This is a genomic window from Lacrimispora xylanolytica (assembly GCF_026723765.1).
GTDB lineage: Bacteria > Bacillota > Clostridia > Lachnospirales > Lachnospiraceae > Lacrimispora > Lacrimispora xylanolytica.
Map to the genome: position 1 here is coordinate 217,601 of NZ_CP113524.1, position 17,051 is coordinate 234,651.

At 45.7% G+C, this 17,051-nt stretch carries 15 protein-coding genes; 10 read left to right on the forward strand and 5 right to left on the reverse strand.

Annotated elements, in window-relative coordinates:
• Nucleotides 1-69: 69 nt before the first annotated feature.
• From OW255_RS01070 to OW255_RS01090, 5 genes are all read right to left on the reverse strand, one after another.
• Nucleotides 70-1,299: an NAD(P)/FAD-dependent oxidoreductase gene (locus tag OW255_RS01070; RefSeq protein ID WP_268115360.1), complete on the reverse strand. Its 1,230-nt coding sequence runs from the start codon at nt 1,297-1,299 to the stop codon at nt 70-72.
• Nucleotides 1,296-1,748, reverse strand: a complete 453-nt coding sequence (locus OW255_RS01075; RefSeq protein ID WP_024837748.1) for a 4Fe-4S dicluster domain-containing protein — start codon at nt 1,746-1,748, stop codon at nt 1,296-1,298. Before OW255_RS01075 ends, OW255_RS01070 begins: the two co-directional genes overlap by 4 nt.
• An 11-nt stretch (nt 1,749-1,759) precedes the next feature.
• Entirely contained in the window at nt 1,760-3,643 is a 1,884-nt protein-coding gene (cooS, locus tag OW255_RS01080; RefSeq protein ID WP_268115361.1) for an anaerobic carbon-monoxide dehydrogenase catalytic subunit, read from the reverse strand.
• A gap of 52 nt (nt 3,644-3,695) precedes the next feature.
• Nucleotides 3,696-4,097 (reverse strand): RrF2 family transcriptional regulator, encoded by a 402-nt coding sequence (locus OW255_RS01085; RefSeq protein WP_024837746.1) that lies wholly within the window; start codon nt 4,095-4,097, stop codon nt 3,696-3,698.
• A gap of 94 nt (nt 4,098-4,191) precedes the next feature.
• The gene (locus OW255_RS01090) at nt 4,192-4,674 is read right to left on the reverse strand and encodes an S-ribosylhomocysteine lyase (protein WP_024837745.1); all 483 of its coding nucleotides are present in this window, start codon (nt 4,672-4,674) and stop codon (nt 4,192-4,194) included.
• Nucleotides 4,675-4,907: 233 nt separating this feature from the next.
• Here OW255_RS01090 and OW255_RS01095 point away from each other — a divergent pair, with 233 nt between their 5' ends.
• The 10 genes from OW255_RS01095 (at nt 4,908) to OW255_RS01140 (ending at nt 17,014) form a co-directional block, all read left to right on the forward strand.
• Nucleotides 4,908-5,384, forward strand: coding sequence for a DUF5680 domain-containing protein (locus OW255_RS01095; RefSeq protein ID WP_268115362.1), 477 nt, complete (start codon nt 4,908-4,910; stop codon nt 5,382-5,384).
• Between the two features lie 136 nt (nt 5,385-5,520).
• Nucleotides 5,521-6,567 (forward strand): siderophore ABC transporter substrate-binding protein, encoded by a 1,047-nt coding sequence (locus OW255_RS01100; RefSeq protein WP_024837743.1) that lies wholly within the window; start codon nt 5,521-5,523, stop codon nt 6,565-6,567.
• A 20-nt stretch (nt 6,568-6,587) separates the two neighbouring features.
• Complete coding sequence (locus tag OW255_RS01105; RefSeq protein WP_024837742.1) at nt 6,588-7,598, forward strand: ABC transporter permease; 1,011 nt, start codon at nt 6,588-6,590, stop codon at nt 7,596-7,598.
• Entirely contained in the window at nt 7,595-8,656 is a 1,062-nt protein-coding gene (locus tag OW255_RS01110; protein WP_024837741.1) for an iron chelate uptake ABC transporter family permease subunit, read from the forward strand. The genes OW255_RS01105 and OW255_RS01110 overlap by 4 nt, the downstream gene beginning before the upstream one ends.
• Entirely contained in the window at nt 8,653-9,405 is a 753-nt protein-coding gene (locus OW255_RS01115; RefSeq protein WP_024837740.1) for an iron ABC transporter ATP-binding protein, read from the forward strand. The genes OW255_RS01110 and OW255_RS01115 overlap by 4 nt, the downstream gene beginning before the upstream one ends.
• A gap of 68 nt (nt 9,406-9,473) precedes the next feature.
• On the forward strand, nt 9,474-12,080 hold the full coding sequence (locus OW255_RS01120; protein ID WP_024837739.1) for a cation-translocating P-type ATPase: 2,607 nt from the start codon (nt 9,474-9,476) through the stop codon (nt 12,078-12,080).
• A 195-nt stretch (nt 12,081-12,275) separates the two neighbouring features.
• Nucleotides 12,276-13,775, forward strand: coding sequence for a glycerol kinase GlpK (gene glpK, locus OW255_RS01125; RefSeq protein WP_024837738.1), 1,500 nt, complete (start codon nt 12,276-12,278; stop codon nt 13,773-13,775).
• A gap of 162 nt (nt 13,776-13,937) precedes the next feature.
• Nucleotides 13,938-15,398 (forward strand): NAD(P)/FAD-dependent oxidoreductase, encoded by a 1,461-nt coding sequence (locus tag OW255_RS01130; RefSeq protein WP_268115363.1) that lies wholly within the window; start codon nt 13,938-13,940, stop codon nt 15,396-15,398.
• Nucleotides 15,385-16,647 carry an NAD(P)/FAD-dependent oxidoreductase gene (locus tag OW255_RS01135; protein ID WP_024837736.1) on the forward strand — a complete coding sequence of 421 codons (1,263 nt, stop codon included), beginning with the start codon at nt 15,385-15,387 and terminating at the stop codon, nt 16,645-16,647. The genes OW255_RS01130 and OW255_RS01135 overlap by 14 nt, the downstream gene beginning before the upstream one ends.
• 1 nt (nt 16,648) lies before the next feature.
• On the forward strand, nt 16,649-17,014 hold the full coding sequence (locus tag OW255_RS01140) for a DUF1667 domain-containing protein (protein WP_024837735.1): 366 nt from the start codon (nt 16,649-16,651) through the stop codon (nt 17,012-17,014).
• The last annotated feature ends 37 nt before the right edge of the window (nt 17,015-17,051 follow it).

Below are 17,051 nucleotides of genomic sequence, written 5' to 3' on the forward strand. Positions count from 1 at the left end.
AAGGTTAATGATAACAAAATGCCCCTATAGAGGATTTTTTATATTGTCCTCTATAGGGGCGGATTTTCTTTAAATCCCTGCCGCCTGATACGTAAACTGCCCGGTCCCATCAATCCCATAAAAATCCGCAAAGGAAAGATGGAAGATATCGGTCTTTACAGAATCCAGGCAAATACGATTCTTAATCAGGTACTGATATATCCCGGAGTAATCAATAGGGCCTTGAATTAGAATACTCGTTAAGCAGCCATCCCTAAGAATGGCCTTCTTATAGCTTTCAGAATCTTCCCGAACAATAACCTGATCTCCCTCTTTCGCAATGCCGTCTCCAAGAGAAAGAGTGGTGAGTCCATAAAAATTCATGGTGTTTTTCATACCGTATTTGTCTTCGTAAATCATGCTCTGACCGCACATATTATAAGCAGCAGTCTTACCCTGTTTCATGGCATTCGGCCAGATTCCGGCGATTCCGTTCACATCTCCCGCAGCATACACATGGTCACAGGAAGTCCTTAAATAATCATCCACCTGAATAAACCGGTCAATTGCAATGTCACTTCCTTTGATACAGGAAACCGAAGGACTGACACCAGCAGCCACCACAACCATATCGCATTCAATGAGAGATCCGTCATCAAGCATGACAGAGGTGATCTCATCGGTTTCCGGCATGGTGCTTAAAACGGTTTTCCTGCCAAGGATGAATTTGCACCCATGCTCTTCAAACAGCTTCTGATAGGCTTTTCCAGCCGTCTCATCAAGCTGCTTTGGAAGAATCCTGTCTGCCATTTCAAGCACGGTCACGTCCTTTCCCTGTTCCAGGAAGGCATAAGCCGCATCCATACCAACAAGCCCGGAGCCCACAATCAGGATTTTGCTGGCTTTTTCGGAACAGGCTCTGATGTTCTGAGCATCGGAAAGATTACGAAGTCCAAATACATTTTTGGCCTCCCTGAAATTCATAATAGGAGGGATCACGCTATCAGCACCAGTGGCGATGAGGAGACGGTCGTATGCAGTTCTTGATTCATCCTCAAGTATCACCTCCTGACGGGCCGTATCAATGGATACTGCCTTTTTCTGAATCCAGTTGATGCGGGAAGCATCAAAAAAGTTTTCCGGTATAAATGAAAGAGTTTTTTCATCCCGTTCATGGCTTAAATATTTATGAAGCATACACCGGGAGTGCACATATTCATCTGGAGATATCATAATGATCCTGGCATCAGGCTCCAGCTCTCGGATGGTCTTTGCTGCGGTGATTCCGGCAGCCCCTACACCGATAATTACATGAGTCATCCCTGCACCTCCTCTACATAGATCGCACCCGTTGGGCATGATTTTACGCAGCTGGGAGAAAATCCCTTGTCTGCACAGAAATCGCATTTAATTACCTTAGTCTTTGTGCTGGTGTCCGCCTTTAACACTCCGTAAGGGCAGTTCATCACGCACATAAAGCAGGAACCGCATGCGGATTCATCATAAAGCACCAGTCCTGTTTCCCTATCCTTTGTAAGTGCCCCGCTCATACAGGACATCACGCATTCCGGCTGGTCACAATGACGGCAAAAGATTGGGGTGTAGCCCCCGTTTCTGCCTTTTTCGATGTGATTGCGGGATTCATTATGAGGATCGGAAAGCTTTAAGTCGTAGACGGAACCCCCATCCGTCCGGTGTGCCTGCATGCAAGCTATAAAACAATTCTTGCAGCCGTCGCATTTGGCTGCATCAATGAATATCCGTTTCATAAGCCAACCTCCTATATATTAAGACCCTCACGCTTCTCCATGATGATTGTTTCCAGGATATCAGCACTTTCCTTTGCATCCGGATTAATGATCACCTGTCCGCCAGTCAGGCTCTTCATGCCTTCTGTCAGGACCTTAACAGCTACGTCACTTCCGGTTACAAATGGCGGTAAGCCTAAGTGAAGAGGAAGTCCAAGGGCAAGGCCAAAGCAGCCGTCTGCAATTGCCTGCTCTTCCAGCCACTGGGCAGCAGAAAGAACCAGAGGAAGCTTCGGAAGATCTACGCCAAGCTCAGCCGCAATTTCCGTCGCCACGATTTCCAGACGTCCGATGGCAAGACAAGGGCCGAAGTTCAGTACAGGAGGAATTCCAAGAGATTTACATACCTCTCTTAAATTAGGACCGGCAAGCTCAGCCGCTTCCGGAGTCATAAGACCGCAGTTTTCAATACCGCCGGAAGAACAGCCGGCAGTCAGGACAATGATATCTCTTTTGATCAGTTCCTTTGTCAGCTCCACCGTCAGCACATCATGGCCGCCAGCGGTTAAGTTAGAACAGCCTACAATGCCTGCAATTCCTTTGATCTTACCAGCCACAATAAGGTCGATGAGCGGCTTCCAGTTTCCGCCTAAGAAGTTTCGAAGGGAACCCTCGCTGACACCGGTTAAGGTATTGTCGTTTCCGTGTTCCGGTAATAAATTAAGAGGAACGATACCACGTCTTTCCGTATAAGCTTCAATGACCTTATCAATGATCTTTTCGCTCTGTTCTTCCCTGTGCTCGAAATCAAATTTCATCAGCTCTGCATTTGATTTCTTAGCCACATCATCAAGGCAGATCTGCTTGATCTTTAATTCATCACAAATCGGCTCAATGCCAGGAAGGGTACAGTTGAATTCAGAGAGGACTGCATCAATGGCACCAGTGGCAAGAACGGCTTCGCTGGTGTAGTTATTGCCTGCATGGCCGTCAAATACTTCTGGATAAAGCGCGCCTCTTAACTGGAGATCCTGACCCACACAGGTACAGCCGACCAGCTTAAAGCCCTTGGCACCAACCGCCTTTGCCTTAGCCACAGCCTCAGGAGAGATGAGCTTTTCCTGTAAATCCACAAAAATGGTATGCTGATGGCCGGTAATCATGATATTTATGTAATCCGGATTAATGACACGAAGACCAACAGGAGCCATACGAAGCTGCGGCTGTCCCAGCAAAACGTCATTTAACAGGTTTGTCAGTGTAAGTCCGTAGATACCGGTGGAAATACCAAGGCGTAAACAGTCAACCAGCATATCAAGAGGATCGGAGTTTAAGTTGGTGGAGCATTTAACAACCCCTTTAAACACTTCACTTTTAGCACCTCCTGGCATAATGCCAAGCTCTTTCCAGCGTGCTACGCGGGGAGCATAGGCAACCTTTTCGGTCAGCTCCATTTCCACGTATTCCGGCTTGTAGAGATCAGAGAGAACCGCATCGGCAATCTTTTCTGCCTTCTTGTAAACATCTGCCTCATCAACGCCAAAAAGCTCCGCCAAATGCTCTAAGGATTCCATTCCCTTTAGTTCGCCTTTTGCCTGAGCTGTCTTCTTTAAATTGAGTGCAGTGTTTTCCACTACATGTATGTAGCAGCCGCTTCCTGAGGCAACCGCTCTTAAAAAGTTTCTTGCCACGATGGTGTCCGCATCAGCACCGCAGATTCCTCTAGGAGCATTTGGAGTAATCCGGCATGGGCCGTTGGCACAAAGGCGGCAGCATACGCCCTGGAGTCCGAAACCGCATTTCGTACTCTGTTTTTCCACACGGTGATGGGATGTTTCCATCGGCAGTGCGGAAATAAATTTTTCCAGTGGCTTGTCAGCGCTTTCACACGTGTTGCATCCATAACATTGATTCATTTTCTTCCTCCTTGTGAAACTTTACTATTTTAGTATAGATTCGGCCAAAAAATTATTCAGCCAAAATTTTAGCCAGGGAAAATTTCTTTAAATCCTGGTTTAAATTCTTTTGGATTCTTGCGAATTCCCGATGGACGTGACATGGGCGTTTATGGGAATGGACAGGGCAATCGTAACCGGCCTGCATGCATTCAATCAGCACCATCTTTGGGTCAATCACTGTGATAATATCGTATAAAGTTGTTGTTTCCAAATCGCAATTTAAGGCATATCCCCCTGCACTTCCGCGAAAGCTTTTAATATAACCCGATTTTTCAAGCTTTCTGGCAATCTTGTAGGCATTGGCAGGAGTAATCTGTTCTCTCTCACTGATGGATGGAATGCTGTCTGTCTCCCCATTTGACAGTGCCCGGATAATGCGTATTGCGTAGTCACATTCTTTCGTTATCAGCATGTAACACCTCCACGTTATAAGATTAACATACTGTACCTAAATGGTCAAGTTTTATCAGTTACAAAAATTCCCCCGCCGAAGCGGGGAGAATGGATTATGATTCCGGATAAAGAAGATGTTCATCTTCAATCCCATAAAGGACAGTATCAAGGAACTTTCTGGCTAAGTATTTCGCCATGTTAAGGTTCATATCGTAATAGTTTCCACAGTCTCTTGCAGAAGCTCCTGGAACCTCTCCTTCAAAATCACGGATAAATTCATACATCTCTGTGATAAGAGGTACAATATCTCTTGATTTATAATCTCCGCTAAGAAGAAGATAAAAGCCGGTGCGGCATCCCATTGGTCCAAAGTAGATTACTTTTTCGCTGTAGGTTTCATGATTTCTTAAAAAGGTAGCACCCAGGTGTTCAATGGTGTGAATCTCTGCGGTATTCATCACCGGTTCAAAATTAGGGCGGGTCATGCGGATATCAAATGTAGTAATAAGCGCGTCCCCAGCCTGGTCTTTTCTGGAGACGTAGATGCCAGGAAGAAGCTTTAAATGGTTAATGGTAAAGCTTGTGATCTTTTCCATATTGTCATATCCTTTCTTATATGGTGATGGGTTCCATTGGTTTCATTTATGGTTTCTTATGGTGAAATTATAATAAAAATTCCGATTTTCTGCAACCGTTAATGCAAATACATGTAAAATAAAGTGATTTTTAGATAAAAGCAATAAAGCGTAGCAAAAATGCAACGGTAAGGTCATGTAAGAACGGCACCGCTCTATGATAATATATTAAAAAAGCGAGGAGGTAAGTTCCAGTGATTTTTTCAGAAAAATTATTTGTATTAAGAAAGAGTAAGGGTCTCACTCAGGAGGATCTGGCAGAGCATCTAAATGTATCCAGGCAGGCCATTGCAAAGTGGGAGAGCGGGCAGGCATATCCTGATATCTCAAATATCATTGCAATTTCAGAATATTTCAGGGTGACCATCGACCATCTGGTGAAGGATAACAACAACTGTACCACCGCTTTGGTCACTCAGGTTCCATATGAAAAAGAAGAAGTAGTCAAATTCATGATTCAGGCAAAAAAGGAAACCTATGCGGCAAAAGCAGCTCTCCTTCTGGTTCCGGAAGATAAGCCATTTCGCGGGCCAGCCTTTTATCAGGAAAATGATTATATCTATCGTTGCAAGCTGACTGGTGATATGGATTGGTTTCAGGGCCACGAAGAAATCAGTTATAAAAATCAGCCTGTATATGAATGCTATTTCCATGGTGGAGCAATAAAATAAGGGGAAGAAAAGCGGGCGGTTGACAATTATGGTCTGATATGGTAAACTGCGGAATGAGTTAGTTGAGACTAATATAAATTAGTCTATAAAACTGCAAGTCGTAATTTACCCATGATAACATAATTAGGAGGATATTATGAGAAAATCATTTTTACCCAAGTTAACTGTCTTAGCAGCAGTATTTGCTTTAGCACTTACGGGTTGTCAAAGCAAGAGTAATAACACAACTTCTACGGAAACCAGCGCAAGTGAATCCGCTGAAACAACAGCAGCAGAAACCACAGCAGCAGAAGCGAAAACGGTGGAAGTTACTGATATTCATGGAACGGTTACTGTTCCAGTCAATCCAAAGACAGTGGTAGCATTGGATAACAGAACCTTTGAAACCTTATCCGATTGGGGAATTAAGTTAGCAGCAGTTCCAAAAGGAGTTATGCCTGCAGATTCCTCCTATGTAGCAGACAGTGAGGTTCAGGATATTGGAAACCACAGTGAGCCTAATCTTGAAATCATAGCAGCAGCAGATCCTGAGCTTGTAATCGTGGGTCAAAGATTTTCCAGTTATTATGAAGAGATAAAGAAATTGGTACCAAATGCTGCGGTAGTTGATCTTAGCTTCCAGATTTCAAAAGAAGCCGGTAAGTCTGGCGAAAGTTTTACAAATGGTCTGAAAGATTCCACCATCACATTAGGTAAGATTTTTAATAAGAATGAAGAAGCGGAAAAATTGAATGCTGATTTTGACCAGGCAATTGAGAAGGCAAAATCTGCCTATAATGGAACCGACAAAATTATGAGTGTTGTAGTTTCCGGTGGAGACATTGGTTTTTCAGCACCTGTTTCCGGTCGTGTATGGGGTCCTTTGTATGAGGTCTTTGGCTGGACATCAGCCTTAGAAGTGAGCGGTGCCACATCTGACCATCAGGGAGATGATATATCTGTGGAAGCAATTGCACAGAGCAATCCTGACTGGATCTTTGTACTGGACCGTGATGCAGCAATCTCTTCTACAAAGGATGCAGTTCCCGCTCAGGATGTAATAAACAATTCTCCAGCGCTTCAAAACACAACAGCTATTACCAAGGGACAGGTAGTATATGCACCAAATGATACATATACCAACGAATCCATACAGACTTTTATAGAGTTATTTGATAACCTTGCCAAATCTTTAACCAAGTAGGATAAAGGATGTATACCAAAATGCGGAAAAATCAAATCAATAAAATGACAGGGGCTGAGAATTCTCAGCCCCAGAATTGTTCTAATAAGACATGGACAAAATCTTTTACATTGGCAGTCATCTGTGTCCTCATGTTAGGAATCATATCACTTTTTACAGGGGTATATGACATCAAGGGGCAAGAGGACGGACTTCAGATGTTTTTTATTACACGCGTTCCAAGAACGGCAGCGCTCATGCTCACGGGAGCAGCCATGTCCATGGCTGGACTGGTAACACAGCTGATTACACAGAATCGTATGGTGGAGCCTACCACAACGGGCACCATTGAATGGGCAGGCCTTGGGCTTGTTTTTGTTTATCTGGTAATACCGGCACCGACTCTGATGCAGAGAATGGCGGGTGCGATCCTTTTTTCCTTTGTAGGTACCATGATCTTCTTTCTTTTCTTAAGAAAGGTCAAGCTTCGCTCGTCTTTAATCGTTCCTATCATAGGAATGATGCTGGGAGCCGTCATATCCTCAATTTCCACCTTTATTGGTCTCCTTTTTCAAATGACACAAAGCATTCAAACCTGGTTCGTAGGTTCCTTTGCCCCGGTCCAAATCGGACGCTATGAGTATTTATGGCTCATTGTCATTATTAATATCATCATCTTTTTCTATGCGGATCGGTTGACCTTAGCCGGATTAGGAGAAGATGTGGCAACAAGCCTTGGGGTAAATTACAATAAGATTGTAATACTTGGCACGGGTCTTATTTCGGCTGCCGTTGGTATTGTTGCGGCTGTAATCGGAAATCTTCCGTTTTTAGGCTTAATTGTTCCAAATATTGTTTCCATGTATCGAGGGGATGATCTAAAGAGCAATCTGCCCTGGGTATGCGTGCTTGGAATGGGAGCAATTACTCTATGTGACATTATTTCCCGTACACTTATCATGCCTTTTGAAGTCCCTGTCTCTTTAATCCTTGGAACTGTGGGTGCGGTAATCTTTATCGTGATTTTATTGAAACAAAGGAAGTTAAGATGAGCGAATTTATAGATAAGAATAAAAATACCGGGCTGAATCCCGGAGTTGATAATAGAAACAGATCGGCCAAAGCGTTTCGTTCCAGGAAAGAGGAGACGCGTTATTGGATCTTGCTGATAACACTTTTTGTTTTAGGTTCTCTTGCCACCTATGGACTTTTGGTTTATAACAATCCGGTTCCCATGGGTTCTCCCTCTTTTGTTCCCATTGTGAAACGGAGGCTGACCGCCATTGTTGCGATGGTCATCGCTGCTGTTTGTCAGAGCTTAGCGACCGTTGCATTCCAGTCCAGTACCAATAACCGGATTCTCACGCCCTCGCTTTTAGGGTTTGAGGCACTTTACTCCACCATACATACCAGTACCATGTTCTTTTTTGGTGCCGGTGTATTTATAAAATTCAAAGGGACTGGACCGTTTCTGTTTCAGGTAGCGATTATGGTACTCATGTGCTTAATCCTTTATGGCTGGCTGCTATCCGGAAAGTATGGCAATTTGCAGCTTATGCTTTTGGTGGGAATTATTATTGGAACCGGGCTTAAGTCGGTATCCTCCTTTATGAGAAAGCTTCTGGCACCTTCTGAGTTTGATGTGCTGCAGGCAAGATTGTTTGGTTCTGTGAATAATGCGGATGCGGAGTATTTTCCGGTAGCCATACCCATCGTCATCATTACTGCCATATTGCTTCTTGCTTATTCAAAAAAATTAAATGTACTGTCCCTTGGAAAAGGTACCAGCACTTCCCTTGGGGTTCATCATAAGTCAGGAGTCATTTATACTCTTGTATTAGTATCTGTTCTGATGTCTATTTCAACCTCATTGGTAGGCCCCCTTACGTTCTTCGGATTTTTAGTCGCTACCATGACATATCAGGCAGTGCCGACCTATGATCATCGATATGTGTTTCCAATGGCTCTTGCCATAGGCTTTTTGGTTTTAACTGGCTCATACTTTTTCATGTATCATGTATTCAGAGCCCAGGGGGTTGTATCTATCATCATCGAATTGTTTGGTGGAATTACATTTTTAGTCGTCATGCTAAGAAAGGGAACGTTATGATTGAGATTCTTAATGTTGAAAAAAAGTATTCAGATGAAGTAAAAATAGGACCTTTAAATATTCAAATTCCAAAAGCCGGTCTTACCTCCTTAATCGGGCCAAACGGCGCTGGAAAATCTACGGCGCTGTTAATGATTGGTAGACTTTTGAATCTGGATGAAGGCCAGATCAAGGTAGCCAATCTGAATGTTTCACAATCCAAATCAGAGGACCTGGCAAAAATTCTCACGATTTTACGACAAGAAAATCATTTTGTGACCAGACTGACGGTAAGACAGTTGGCGGGCTTTGGACGTTTTCCTTATTCCAAGGGGAGATTAACAAAGGAAGATGAAATGATTATCTCCAAATATATTGATTTTTTAGATCTGGGTGATTTGGAGAACCGGTATTTAGACGAGCTTTCCGGAGGTCAAAGGCAAAGAGCTTATGTGGCAATGGTTTTATGTCAGGAGACGGAATATGTGCTTCTTGATGAGCCTTTGAACAATTTAGATGTTGCCCGTTCCGTGCAGATGATGAAGCATTTAAGGCATGCCGCCAATGAATTTGGACGAACCATCCTGACCGTGATCCACGACATCAATTTTGCAGCCCAATATTCGGATCGGATCTGTGCCATGAAAAACGGACAAATTGCCGCTTTTGGAGCGGTGGAAGATATTATGAAGCCGGAGCTTCTGACGGATATCTTTGAAACGGACATAAATATTATAGAAGGTCCTCGCGGGCCAATCGCAATTTATTGATTCTATCATTCATGAAATTAAGGGGGAGGCTCATACCATAGTATGAGTAGTGGGAAGGAGCGTCATGAATGGAAGAATGGTTTCGATTATCGGAGGATGAAGCCCTGTCTCAGCTTCAGGCAAAGTGGTCAGGTCTGGATTCCGCTGAAATTATAAAGCGCAGAGAGAAGTATGGGGAGAACGCACTGTTAAAGGCAGAACGAAAAAGTGCATTCCAGGTCTTTTTGGACCAGTTTAAAGATTTGCTGGTCATTATCCTGATTATAGCGGCGGTTATTTCTATGATATCCGGGGATGTGGAGAGCACCGGAGTCATTTTTGCAGTTCTTTTGCTGAATGCGGTGCTAGGGACCGTAGAAAATCAAAAGGCAGAGAAATCCTTAGACAGCCTGATGGCCTTATCCGCACCGGTAGCCGTAGTCATTCGGGAGGGCACCATACAGCAGGTGCTGTCCGCAGAGCTGGTGCCTGGAGATATTCTTCTTCTGGAAGCAGGAGATATGGTGGCCGCCGACGGAAGAATGCTTGAAAATTACTCACTTTTGGTCAATGAAAGCTCCTTAACAGGAGAATCCATCAATGTAGAGAAAAAAACAGGAAGAATCCGGGAAGAAAAGGTACCCCTTGCCGAACAGAGCAATATGGTCTTTTCCGGCTCTCTGGTAGCGGCAGGCAGGGCAAAGGTTCTGGTCACCGGAACCGGAATGAATACAGAAATCGGCAGAATTGCTTCCTTAATGAACGACACAGGAGAGAAAAAGACACCTCTTCAGGTAAGCTTAGATCAGTTTGGCAGCAGGCTGGCAGCAGGGATATTATTGATCTGCGTCCTCGTCTTCGGCTTGAGTATATACCGGAAGATGCCGGTTCTCGATTCCCTCATGTTTGCCGTGGCTCTGGCAGTAGCCGCCATTCCTGAGGCATTAAGCTCCATTGTCACCATCGTTCAGGCTATGGGAACCCAGAAAATGGCCCGTGAAAATGCCATTATCAAGGACTTAAAGGCAGTGGAAAGTCTTGGCTGCGTCTCTGTCATCTGTTCCGATAAAACAGGAACCCTGACCCAGAACCGAATGACAGTCCAGCAGGTCTATGTCAACAACCGCCTGTATCCCCCGGAGATGTTAAACCCGGAAGTTCCAGTACATAAATATCTGCTCTACGATGCCGTTTTAAACAATGATTCCGCATACCATGACGGAAAGCTTCTGGGGGATCCTACGGAAGCAGCCCTCCTTCAGATGGCAGAGCGGGCCGGGGCAGAGGAAGCCGTCATTAAGTCTCATTATCCAAGAATCGGAGAAATTCCCTTTGATTCAGATCGAAAGCTGATGAGCACCCTTCACCCGATTGAGGGTAAGAAAATGCTGTTTACCAAAGGTGCCCAGGAAGTCCTTCTTCCCAGGATCAAAAGCATCTGGACCAGTGAAGGCATCCGCCCGGTCCGGGAAGGAGACCTTCATGCCCTCAAAGAGCAGAACATGGATTTTTCTGCCCAGGGCTTAAGAGTCCTCACTTTTGTATGCCGGGAAATCGATGACAATGAGTCACTGACGGAGAAATCCGAAAACGGATACATCTTCTTAGGCATGGCAGCCATGATGGACCCTCCAAGACCTGAGACAAAGAATGCCGTTTTAAATGCAAAGAAAGCTGGCATCCGCCCGGTGATGATTACCGGAGACCATAAAGTAACGGCCTCCTCCATAGCAGAAAAAATCGGCATTATGAGTGACGGGGATGTGGCACTCAGCGGCCCGGAGCTTGATGATATGACGGATGAGGAGCTTGACGGACGACTGGAACGGATCAGTGTTTATGCCAGAGTCTCTCCGGAGCACAAGATAAGAATTGTCCGCGCCTGGCAGAAAAAGGGCCATATTGTAGCCATGACCGGGGACGGAGTCAACGATGCTCCCGCCCTAAAGCAGGCAGACATTGGCGTTGCCATGGGTAAAATGGGAACCGAGGTTTCTAAGGATGCCTCAGCCATGATTCTGACCGATGATAACTTTGCAACCATTATAAAAGCTGTTGCCAATGGACGGAATGTGTACCGGAACATAAGAAATGCCATTAAGTTTCTCTTATCCGGAAACATGGCGGGAATCCTTTGTGTTCTATATACCTCCCTTAGGGGTCTGCCCCTTCCCTTTGCTCCGGTGCACTTGTTATTCATTAACCTGCTGACCGACTCTCTGCCTGCCATAGCCATTGGCATGGAACGGGCTGAGGCGGATCTTCTGGCCCAAAAGCCCAGGAATCCAAAGGAAGGGATCTTAACCATGAGGTTTGTCCTTCAGCTTCTCTTTCAGGGAGCCTTAATAGCCATCTTTACCATGGGAGCTTACGCAACCGGCCTGGTCACCGGAAGTGAAGCCGCAGCCAGCACCATGGCATTTTCTACCTTAACCCTGGCAAGACTTTTCCATGGGTTTAACTGCCGAAGCAGCCATTCCATTTTTAAAATCGGCTTAAGGAGCAATCTATGGAGTATTATGGCCTTTGAAGCAGGAGCTGTGCTTCTTGCAGCCGTACTGTTTATTCCCGGCCTTCACACCCTTTTTTATGTGGCAGATTTAACGGGAAGACAGTTTCTCACGATTTTAATATTTGCTTTTATTCCCACCCTTATTATCCAGGCATTAAAGACCATAAGGGAAAGCCTTTATTGATAAAATAACGCTCTTAAAACTTGACATCATATACGGGGCATGTTACTATTAAAAATATATTAATAAATAGCCTAAGAGATGAAAGAGCCAGGTGATGAGTGCGGGGAACCGTTCATTTCCGAGGCTCTTTCTTTGCTGCTTGAGAAAATTTTAACAGACAGGCAAAAAAAGGTGTAATTGGAAGGGGAAGTTAATATGGGAAGTTACGTTATTGCCCTGGATCAGGGTACCACAAGCTCCAGGTGTATTCTGTTCGATGAACAGGGAAACATCTGCAGTGTAGCACAAAAGGAGTTTACACAGATTTTTCCAAAGCCGGGCTGGGTCGAGCACGACCCCATGGAAATCTGGTCCTCACAGCTTTCTGTAACCATGGAGGCCATGGGAAAGATTGGTGCCCATAACAGCGATATTGCTGCCATTGGTATCACCAATCAGAGAGAGACTACCATCGTATGGGATAAAGAGACAGGGGAGCCGGTCTACCATGCCATTGTCTGGCAGTGCAGAAGAACCTCGGACAGAATTGAACGTCTAAAGGAGGATGGCCTGGAGAGTCTTATCATTGACCGTACCGGACTGATTCCGGATGCTTATTTCTCCGGAAGCAAGATTGAATGGATTCTGGACCATGTAGAGGGGGCCAGGGAACGGGCAGAACGTGGGGAGCTTCTGTTTGGTACCGTGGATACATGGCTGATCTGGAATCTGACGAAGGGCTGCATTCACGTTACCGATTATACCAATGCCTCCAGAACCATGCTTTATGATATTCATAAAAAATGCTGGGACGAAGACATATTAAATTATTTCAGAATACCAAAATCCATGCTGCCGGATGTCAAACCATCAAGCTGCGTGTATGGCTATACCTCTTCCGATGTCATGGGCGGAAAGATTCCCATCGCCGGAGCAGCCGGAGATCAGCAGGCCGCCCTTTTTGGCCAGTGCTGCTTTGAAGCCGGAGAAGTTAAGAATACCTATGGAACCGGTTGTTTCCTGCTTATGAACACGGGAGAAAAGGCCGTTCGTTCCGAACACGGACTCCTTACCACCATTGCAGCCAGCGACCAGGAACAGATTCAGTACGCTCTGGAAGGCAGTGTCTTTGTAGCTGGAGCCGCTGTCCAGTGGCTCAGGGATGAGATGAGAATGGTCCGCTCTGCGGCTCAGACAGAGGAATACTGCCGGGCGGTAGAGGATACTGGCGGCGTTTACATGGTCCCTGCCTTTGCAGGCCTTGGCGCCCCATACTGGGACCAGTACGCCAGAGGAACCATTGTAGGGGTCACCAGAGGTACCAGCAAGGAACAGTTCATCCGCGCCACCGTGGAATCCATGGCTTATCAGGTATCCGACGTAATCGAAGCCATGGAGCAGGATTCTGAGATTCACTTAAAGCAGTTAAAGGTAGATGGAGGAGCCTGTGCCAATAACTTTTTGATGCAGTTCCAGTCTGACTTATTAAACACTCAGATTTTAAGGCCGGAGTGCATTGAGACTACAGCCCTTGGAGCCGCCTACTTAGCAGGTCTTGCAGTGGGCTACTGGAAGGACAAAGAGGAAATTAAAAAGAACTGGAAGGTGTCAAAGGTCTTTGAAACCCAGATGGAGGAAGAGTGCCGGAAAAAACGGATCAAAGGCTGGAAAAAGGCCATTAAATGCGCTCTTATCTGGTCCCAGGATGAGGATTAGAAACACTTGACACCTGGTCTTACCTGTGATAGCATGAAATTAATTAAATAACAAACCTTTGAGACGAGAGAGTAAGGAGATAACACGGATTAATCCGTTTATTTTCCTTGCTCTTTTTTACATTCTAAAATGAATATTCATTGGGCATATGGAGGAGAAAACATGAAGGAAATGCATTACGATGCGGCAATTATCGGCGGCGGTGTCATCGGATCGGCAATCGCAAGAGAGCTGGCCCGTTATGACATGAAAATCTGTGTGGCGGATCGGGAGGAGGATGTCTGTTCCGGTACGTCAAAGGCAAACAGTGCCATCGTCCATGCGGGATTTGACGCATACCCAGGGTCCTTAAAAGCAAAGTTTAACCTGGAAGGCAATCGCATGATGGAAGAACTTTCTAAGGAGCTTGATTTTTCCTTTATTAAGAATGGTTCCCTTGTTCTCTGTTTTTCAGAAGAGGATAGGAAGGGCTTACAGGAACTCTACGAAAAAGGGGTTAAAAACGGTGTAGAAGGGCTTTCTATCCTGTCGGGAGATGAAGTCCGTAAGATGGAGCCTAATGTTACAGAACAGGTGGTAGGGGCACTCTATGCGCCGACTGGCGGCATCGTCTGTCCGTTTGGTCTTACCATTGCCCTGGCTGAAAATGCCTGTGACAACGGAGTGGAATTTCTTTTAAACACAGAGGTAACTGGCATTGAAAAGACCTCTGAGGGCTATGATCTAACGACAAATGAAGGAATCATCCATGCCACATACGTCATCAATGCGGCTGGCGTATATGCAGATGAGTTCCACAACATGGTCAGTGAAGAAAAGCTCACCATTATCCCTAGAAAGGGAGATTACCTTCTTCTTGATAAAGAAGCAGGAACCCATGTATCCCACACGATTTTCCAGCTTCCCGGAAAGATGGGAAAAGGAGTCCTTGTCACTCCTACGGTTCACGGAAACCTTCTTGCCGGGCCTACAGCTTCTGATGTGGAAAGCAAGGAAGATGTAAGCACTACGGCAGGGGAGCTTTCTGATATTTTAACAAAGGCAGCATTCGGCGTTAAGAACATCCCATTTCGCCAGGTCATCACCTCCTTTTCCGGCTTAAGAGCTCATGAGGCAGGCAATGATTTCGTTATTGGAGAAGTAAAAGATGCTCATGGATTTTTTGATGCCGCTGGCATTGAATCCCCAGGGCTTACCAGCGCTCCTGCCATTGGAGTCTATGTGGCAAAACTGGTGGCAGAGAAAGCCGGCGCAAAAAAGAAAGCTGACTTTAACCCTGTCCGCAAGGGAATCATTGATACAAGAAAGCTGACTCTGGAAGAACGGAGTAAGTTAATTAAGGAAGATCCAAGATACGGTACCATTATCTGCCGCTGTGAAGGCGTCAGTGAAGGAGAAATCGTAGATTCCATTACCCGTACTCTGGGAGCTGTTTCCTTAGACGGAATCAAGCGCAGGGTACGTGCCGGTATGGGACGGTGTCAGGCAGGATTTTGCGGGCCTAAGACCATGGAAATTCTGGCAAGAGAGACTGGCAGAGACATTGAAGACATCTGTAAGAACCGGCCAGGTTCCAATATGCTTGAAAGAGAAGAGGGAGGCGCAGCTAATGAGAGAGCATGACATTGTAATCATAGGAGGAGGTCCTGCAGGCCTTGCAGCAGCCGTTGCCGCCAGAAAAGAAGGGATCAAAGATATCCTCATTCTGGAGAGGGACGGAGTCTTAGGAGGAATCTTAAACCAGTGCATTCACAACGGTTTTGGGCTTCATACCTTTAAAGAAGAGCTGACCGGCCCGGAATATGCCGCCCGCTTTATTGATATGGTAGAAGCTGAGAACATCCCTTATCTTTTAAATACCATGGTACTCGATATTAATAAGGACAAAGAAGTGACCTTAATAAACCGGGAAGAAGGTCTTACGGTGATTAAGGCACGTGCCATCATCTTAGCCATGGGCTGCAGAGAGCGTCCAAGAGGAGCCTTAAACATACCTGGCTACCGCCCGGCAGGAATCTATTCCGCAGGAACTGCCCAACGCTTTGTGAACATGGAAGGCAAAACCGTAGGAAAGGAAGTGGTCATTCTTGGTTCCGGTGATATCGGCCTGATTATGGCAAGACGTATGACCTTAGAGGGAGCCAAGGTAAAGGTGGTGGCAGAGCTGATGCCATATTCCGGCGGCTTAAAGAGAAATATTGTCCAGTGCCTTGATGACTATGGAATTCCACTGAAATTAAGCCACACCATAGTGGATATTCAGGGAAAAGAACGGGTCACCGGTGTCACCCTAGCGAAAGTAGATGAAAACCGCAGGCCAATTCCAGGGACAGAGGAAACCATAAGCTGCGATACCTTACTGCTTTCCGTTGGCCTTTTGCCGGAAAATGAGCTTTCCAGAAGTGCCGGGGTAGATTTAAACCCTGTGACTTCGGGGCCACTGGTAGATGACAGCCTGGAGACCAGCACGGAAGGCATTTTTGCCTGCGGCAACGTACTTCATGTCCATGACCTTGTTGACTATGTATCGGAAGAGGCAGCCATGGCAGGTGTCAGTGCGGCTTCCTTTGTAACGGTTGGGCAGAGAACCAGGACTGATTTTGTGGAAATAGCGGCGGAACAAGGGGTTCGTTATACCGTACCTCAAAGGCTTGATATAGAGCACATGAAAGATCAGATCACCGTAAGGTTCCGTGTGGCTGATGTTTATAAGGATCGTTACATCAGTGTCTATTACGACGGGAAGCGGGTATCCCACAAAAAGAAACGGGTGCTGGCACCTGGTGAGATGGAACAGGTGATTATAAAGAAGGAAAGCTTAAGTGAATTTCCAGAGCTTAAAAAAATCGTGATCTGTACGGAGGTGGAATAACATGGAGACGAGAGAACTGACCTGTATCCGCTGTCCACTTGGATGTCAGCTGAAGGTTACCATAGAAGAAAATGAGATTAGCGTAACAGGCAACTCCTGTAACCGGGGCATTGAATACGGGAAAAAGGAAGTCTTAAGCCCCACCAGAATGGTCACCTCCTCGGTTCGTGTCAAGGGAGGAGAACATATCATGGTCTCCGTTAAGACCAGCCAGGATATTCCAAAGGATAAAATCTTTGACTGCATGGAAGAAATCCGTAAGGTTACAGTCCATGCGCCGGTTGCCATCGGCGATGTAATCATTAAGGACTGCGCCGGGACCGGCGTGTCCATTGTGGCAACCAGGAATGTAGATACGAAATCATAAAGCGACCGAGAAAATACCCGGCAGGCACAGGAAGAAA

What these genes read in the sequence shown, in the direction of transcription:
- OW255_RS01070 (WP_268115360.1), bottom strand. Translation starts at nt 1,299, where the DNA reads ATGACTCATGTAATTATCGGTGTAGGGGCTGCCGGAATCACCGCAGCA.
- OW255_RS01075 (WP_024837748.1), bottom strand. Translation starts at nt 1,748, where the DNA reads ATGAAACGGATATTCATTGATGCAGCCAAATGCGACGGCTGCAAGAAT.
- cooS (WP_268115361.1), bottom strand. Translation starts at nt 3,643, where the DNA reads ATGAATCAATGTTATGGATGCAACACGTGTGAAAGCGCTGACAAGCCA.
- OW255_RS01085 (WP_024837746.1), bottom strand. Translation starts at nt 4,097, where the DNA reads ATGCTGATAACGAAAGAATGTGACTACGCAATACGCATTATCCGGGCA.
- OW255_RS01090 (WP_024837745.1), bottom strand. Translation starts at nt 4,674, where the DNA reads ATGGAAAAGATCACAAGCTTTACCATTAACCATTTAAAGCTTCTTCCT.
- OW255_RS01100 (WP_024837743.1), top strand. Translation starts at nt 5,521, where the DNA reads ATGAGAAAATCATTTTTACCCAAGTTAACTGTCTTAGCAGCAGTATTT.
- OW255_RS01105 (WP_024837742.1), top strand. Translation starts at nt 6,588, where the DNA reads ATGCGGAAAAATCAAATCAATAAAATGACAGGGGCTGAGAATTCTCAG.
- OW255_RS01110 (WP_024837741.1), top strand. Translation starts at nt 7,595, where the DNA reads ATGAGCGAATTTATAGATAAGAATAAAAATACCGGGCTGAATCCCGGA.
- OW255_RS01115 (WP_024837740.1), top strand. Translation starts at nt 8,653, where the DNA reads ATGATTGAGATTCTTAATGTTGAAAAAAAGTATTCAGATGAAGTAAAA.
- OW255_RS01120 (WP_024837739.1), top strand. Translation starts at nt 9,474, where the DNA reads ATGGAAGAATGGTTTCGATTATCGGAGGATGAAGCCCTGTCTCAGCTT.
- glpK (WP_024837738.1), top strand. Translation starts at nt 12,276, where the DNA reads ATGGGAAGTTACGTTATTGCCCTGGATCAGGGTACCACAAGCTCCAGG.
- OW255_RS01130 (WP_268115363.1), top strand. Translation starts at nt 13,938, where the DNA reads ATGAAGGAAATGCATTACGATGCGGCAATTATCGGCGGCGGTGTCATC.
- OW255_RS01135 (WP_024837736.1), top strand. Translation starts at nt 15,385, where the DNA reads ATGAGAGAGCATGACATTGTAATCATAGGAGGAGGTCCTGCAGGCCTT.
- OW255_RS01140 (WP_024837735.1), top strand. Translation starts at nt 16,649, where the DNA reads ATGGAGACGAGAGAACTGACCTGTATCCGCTGTCCACTTGGATGTCAG.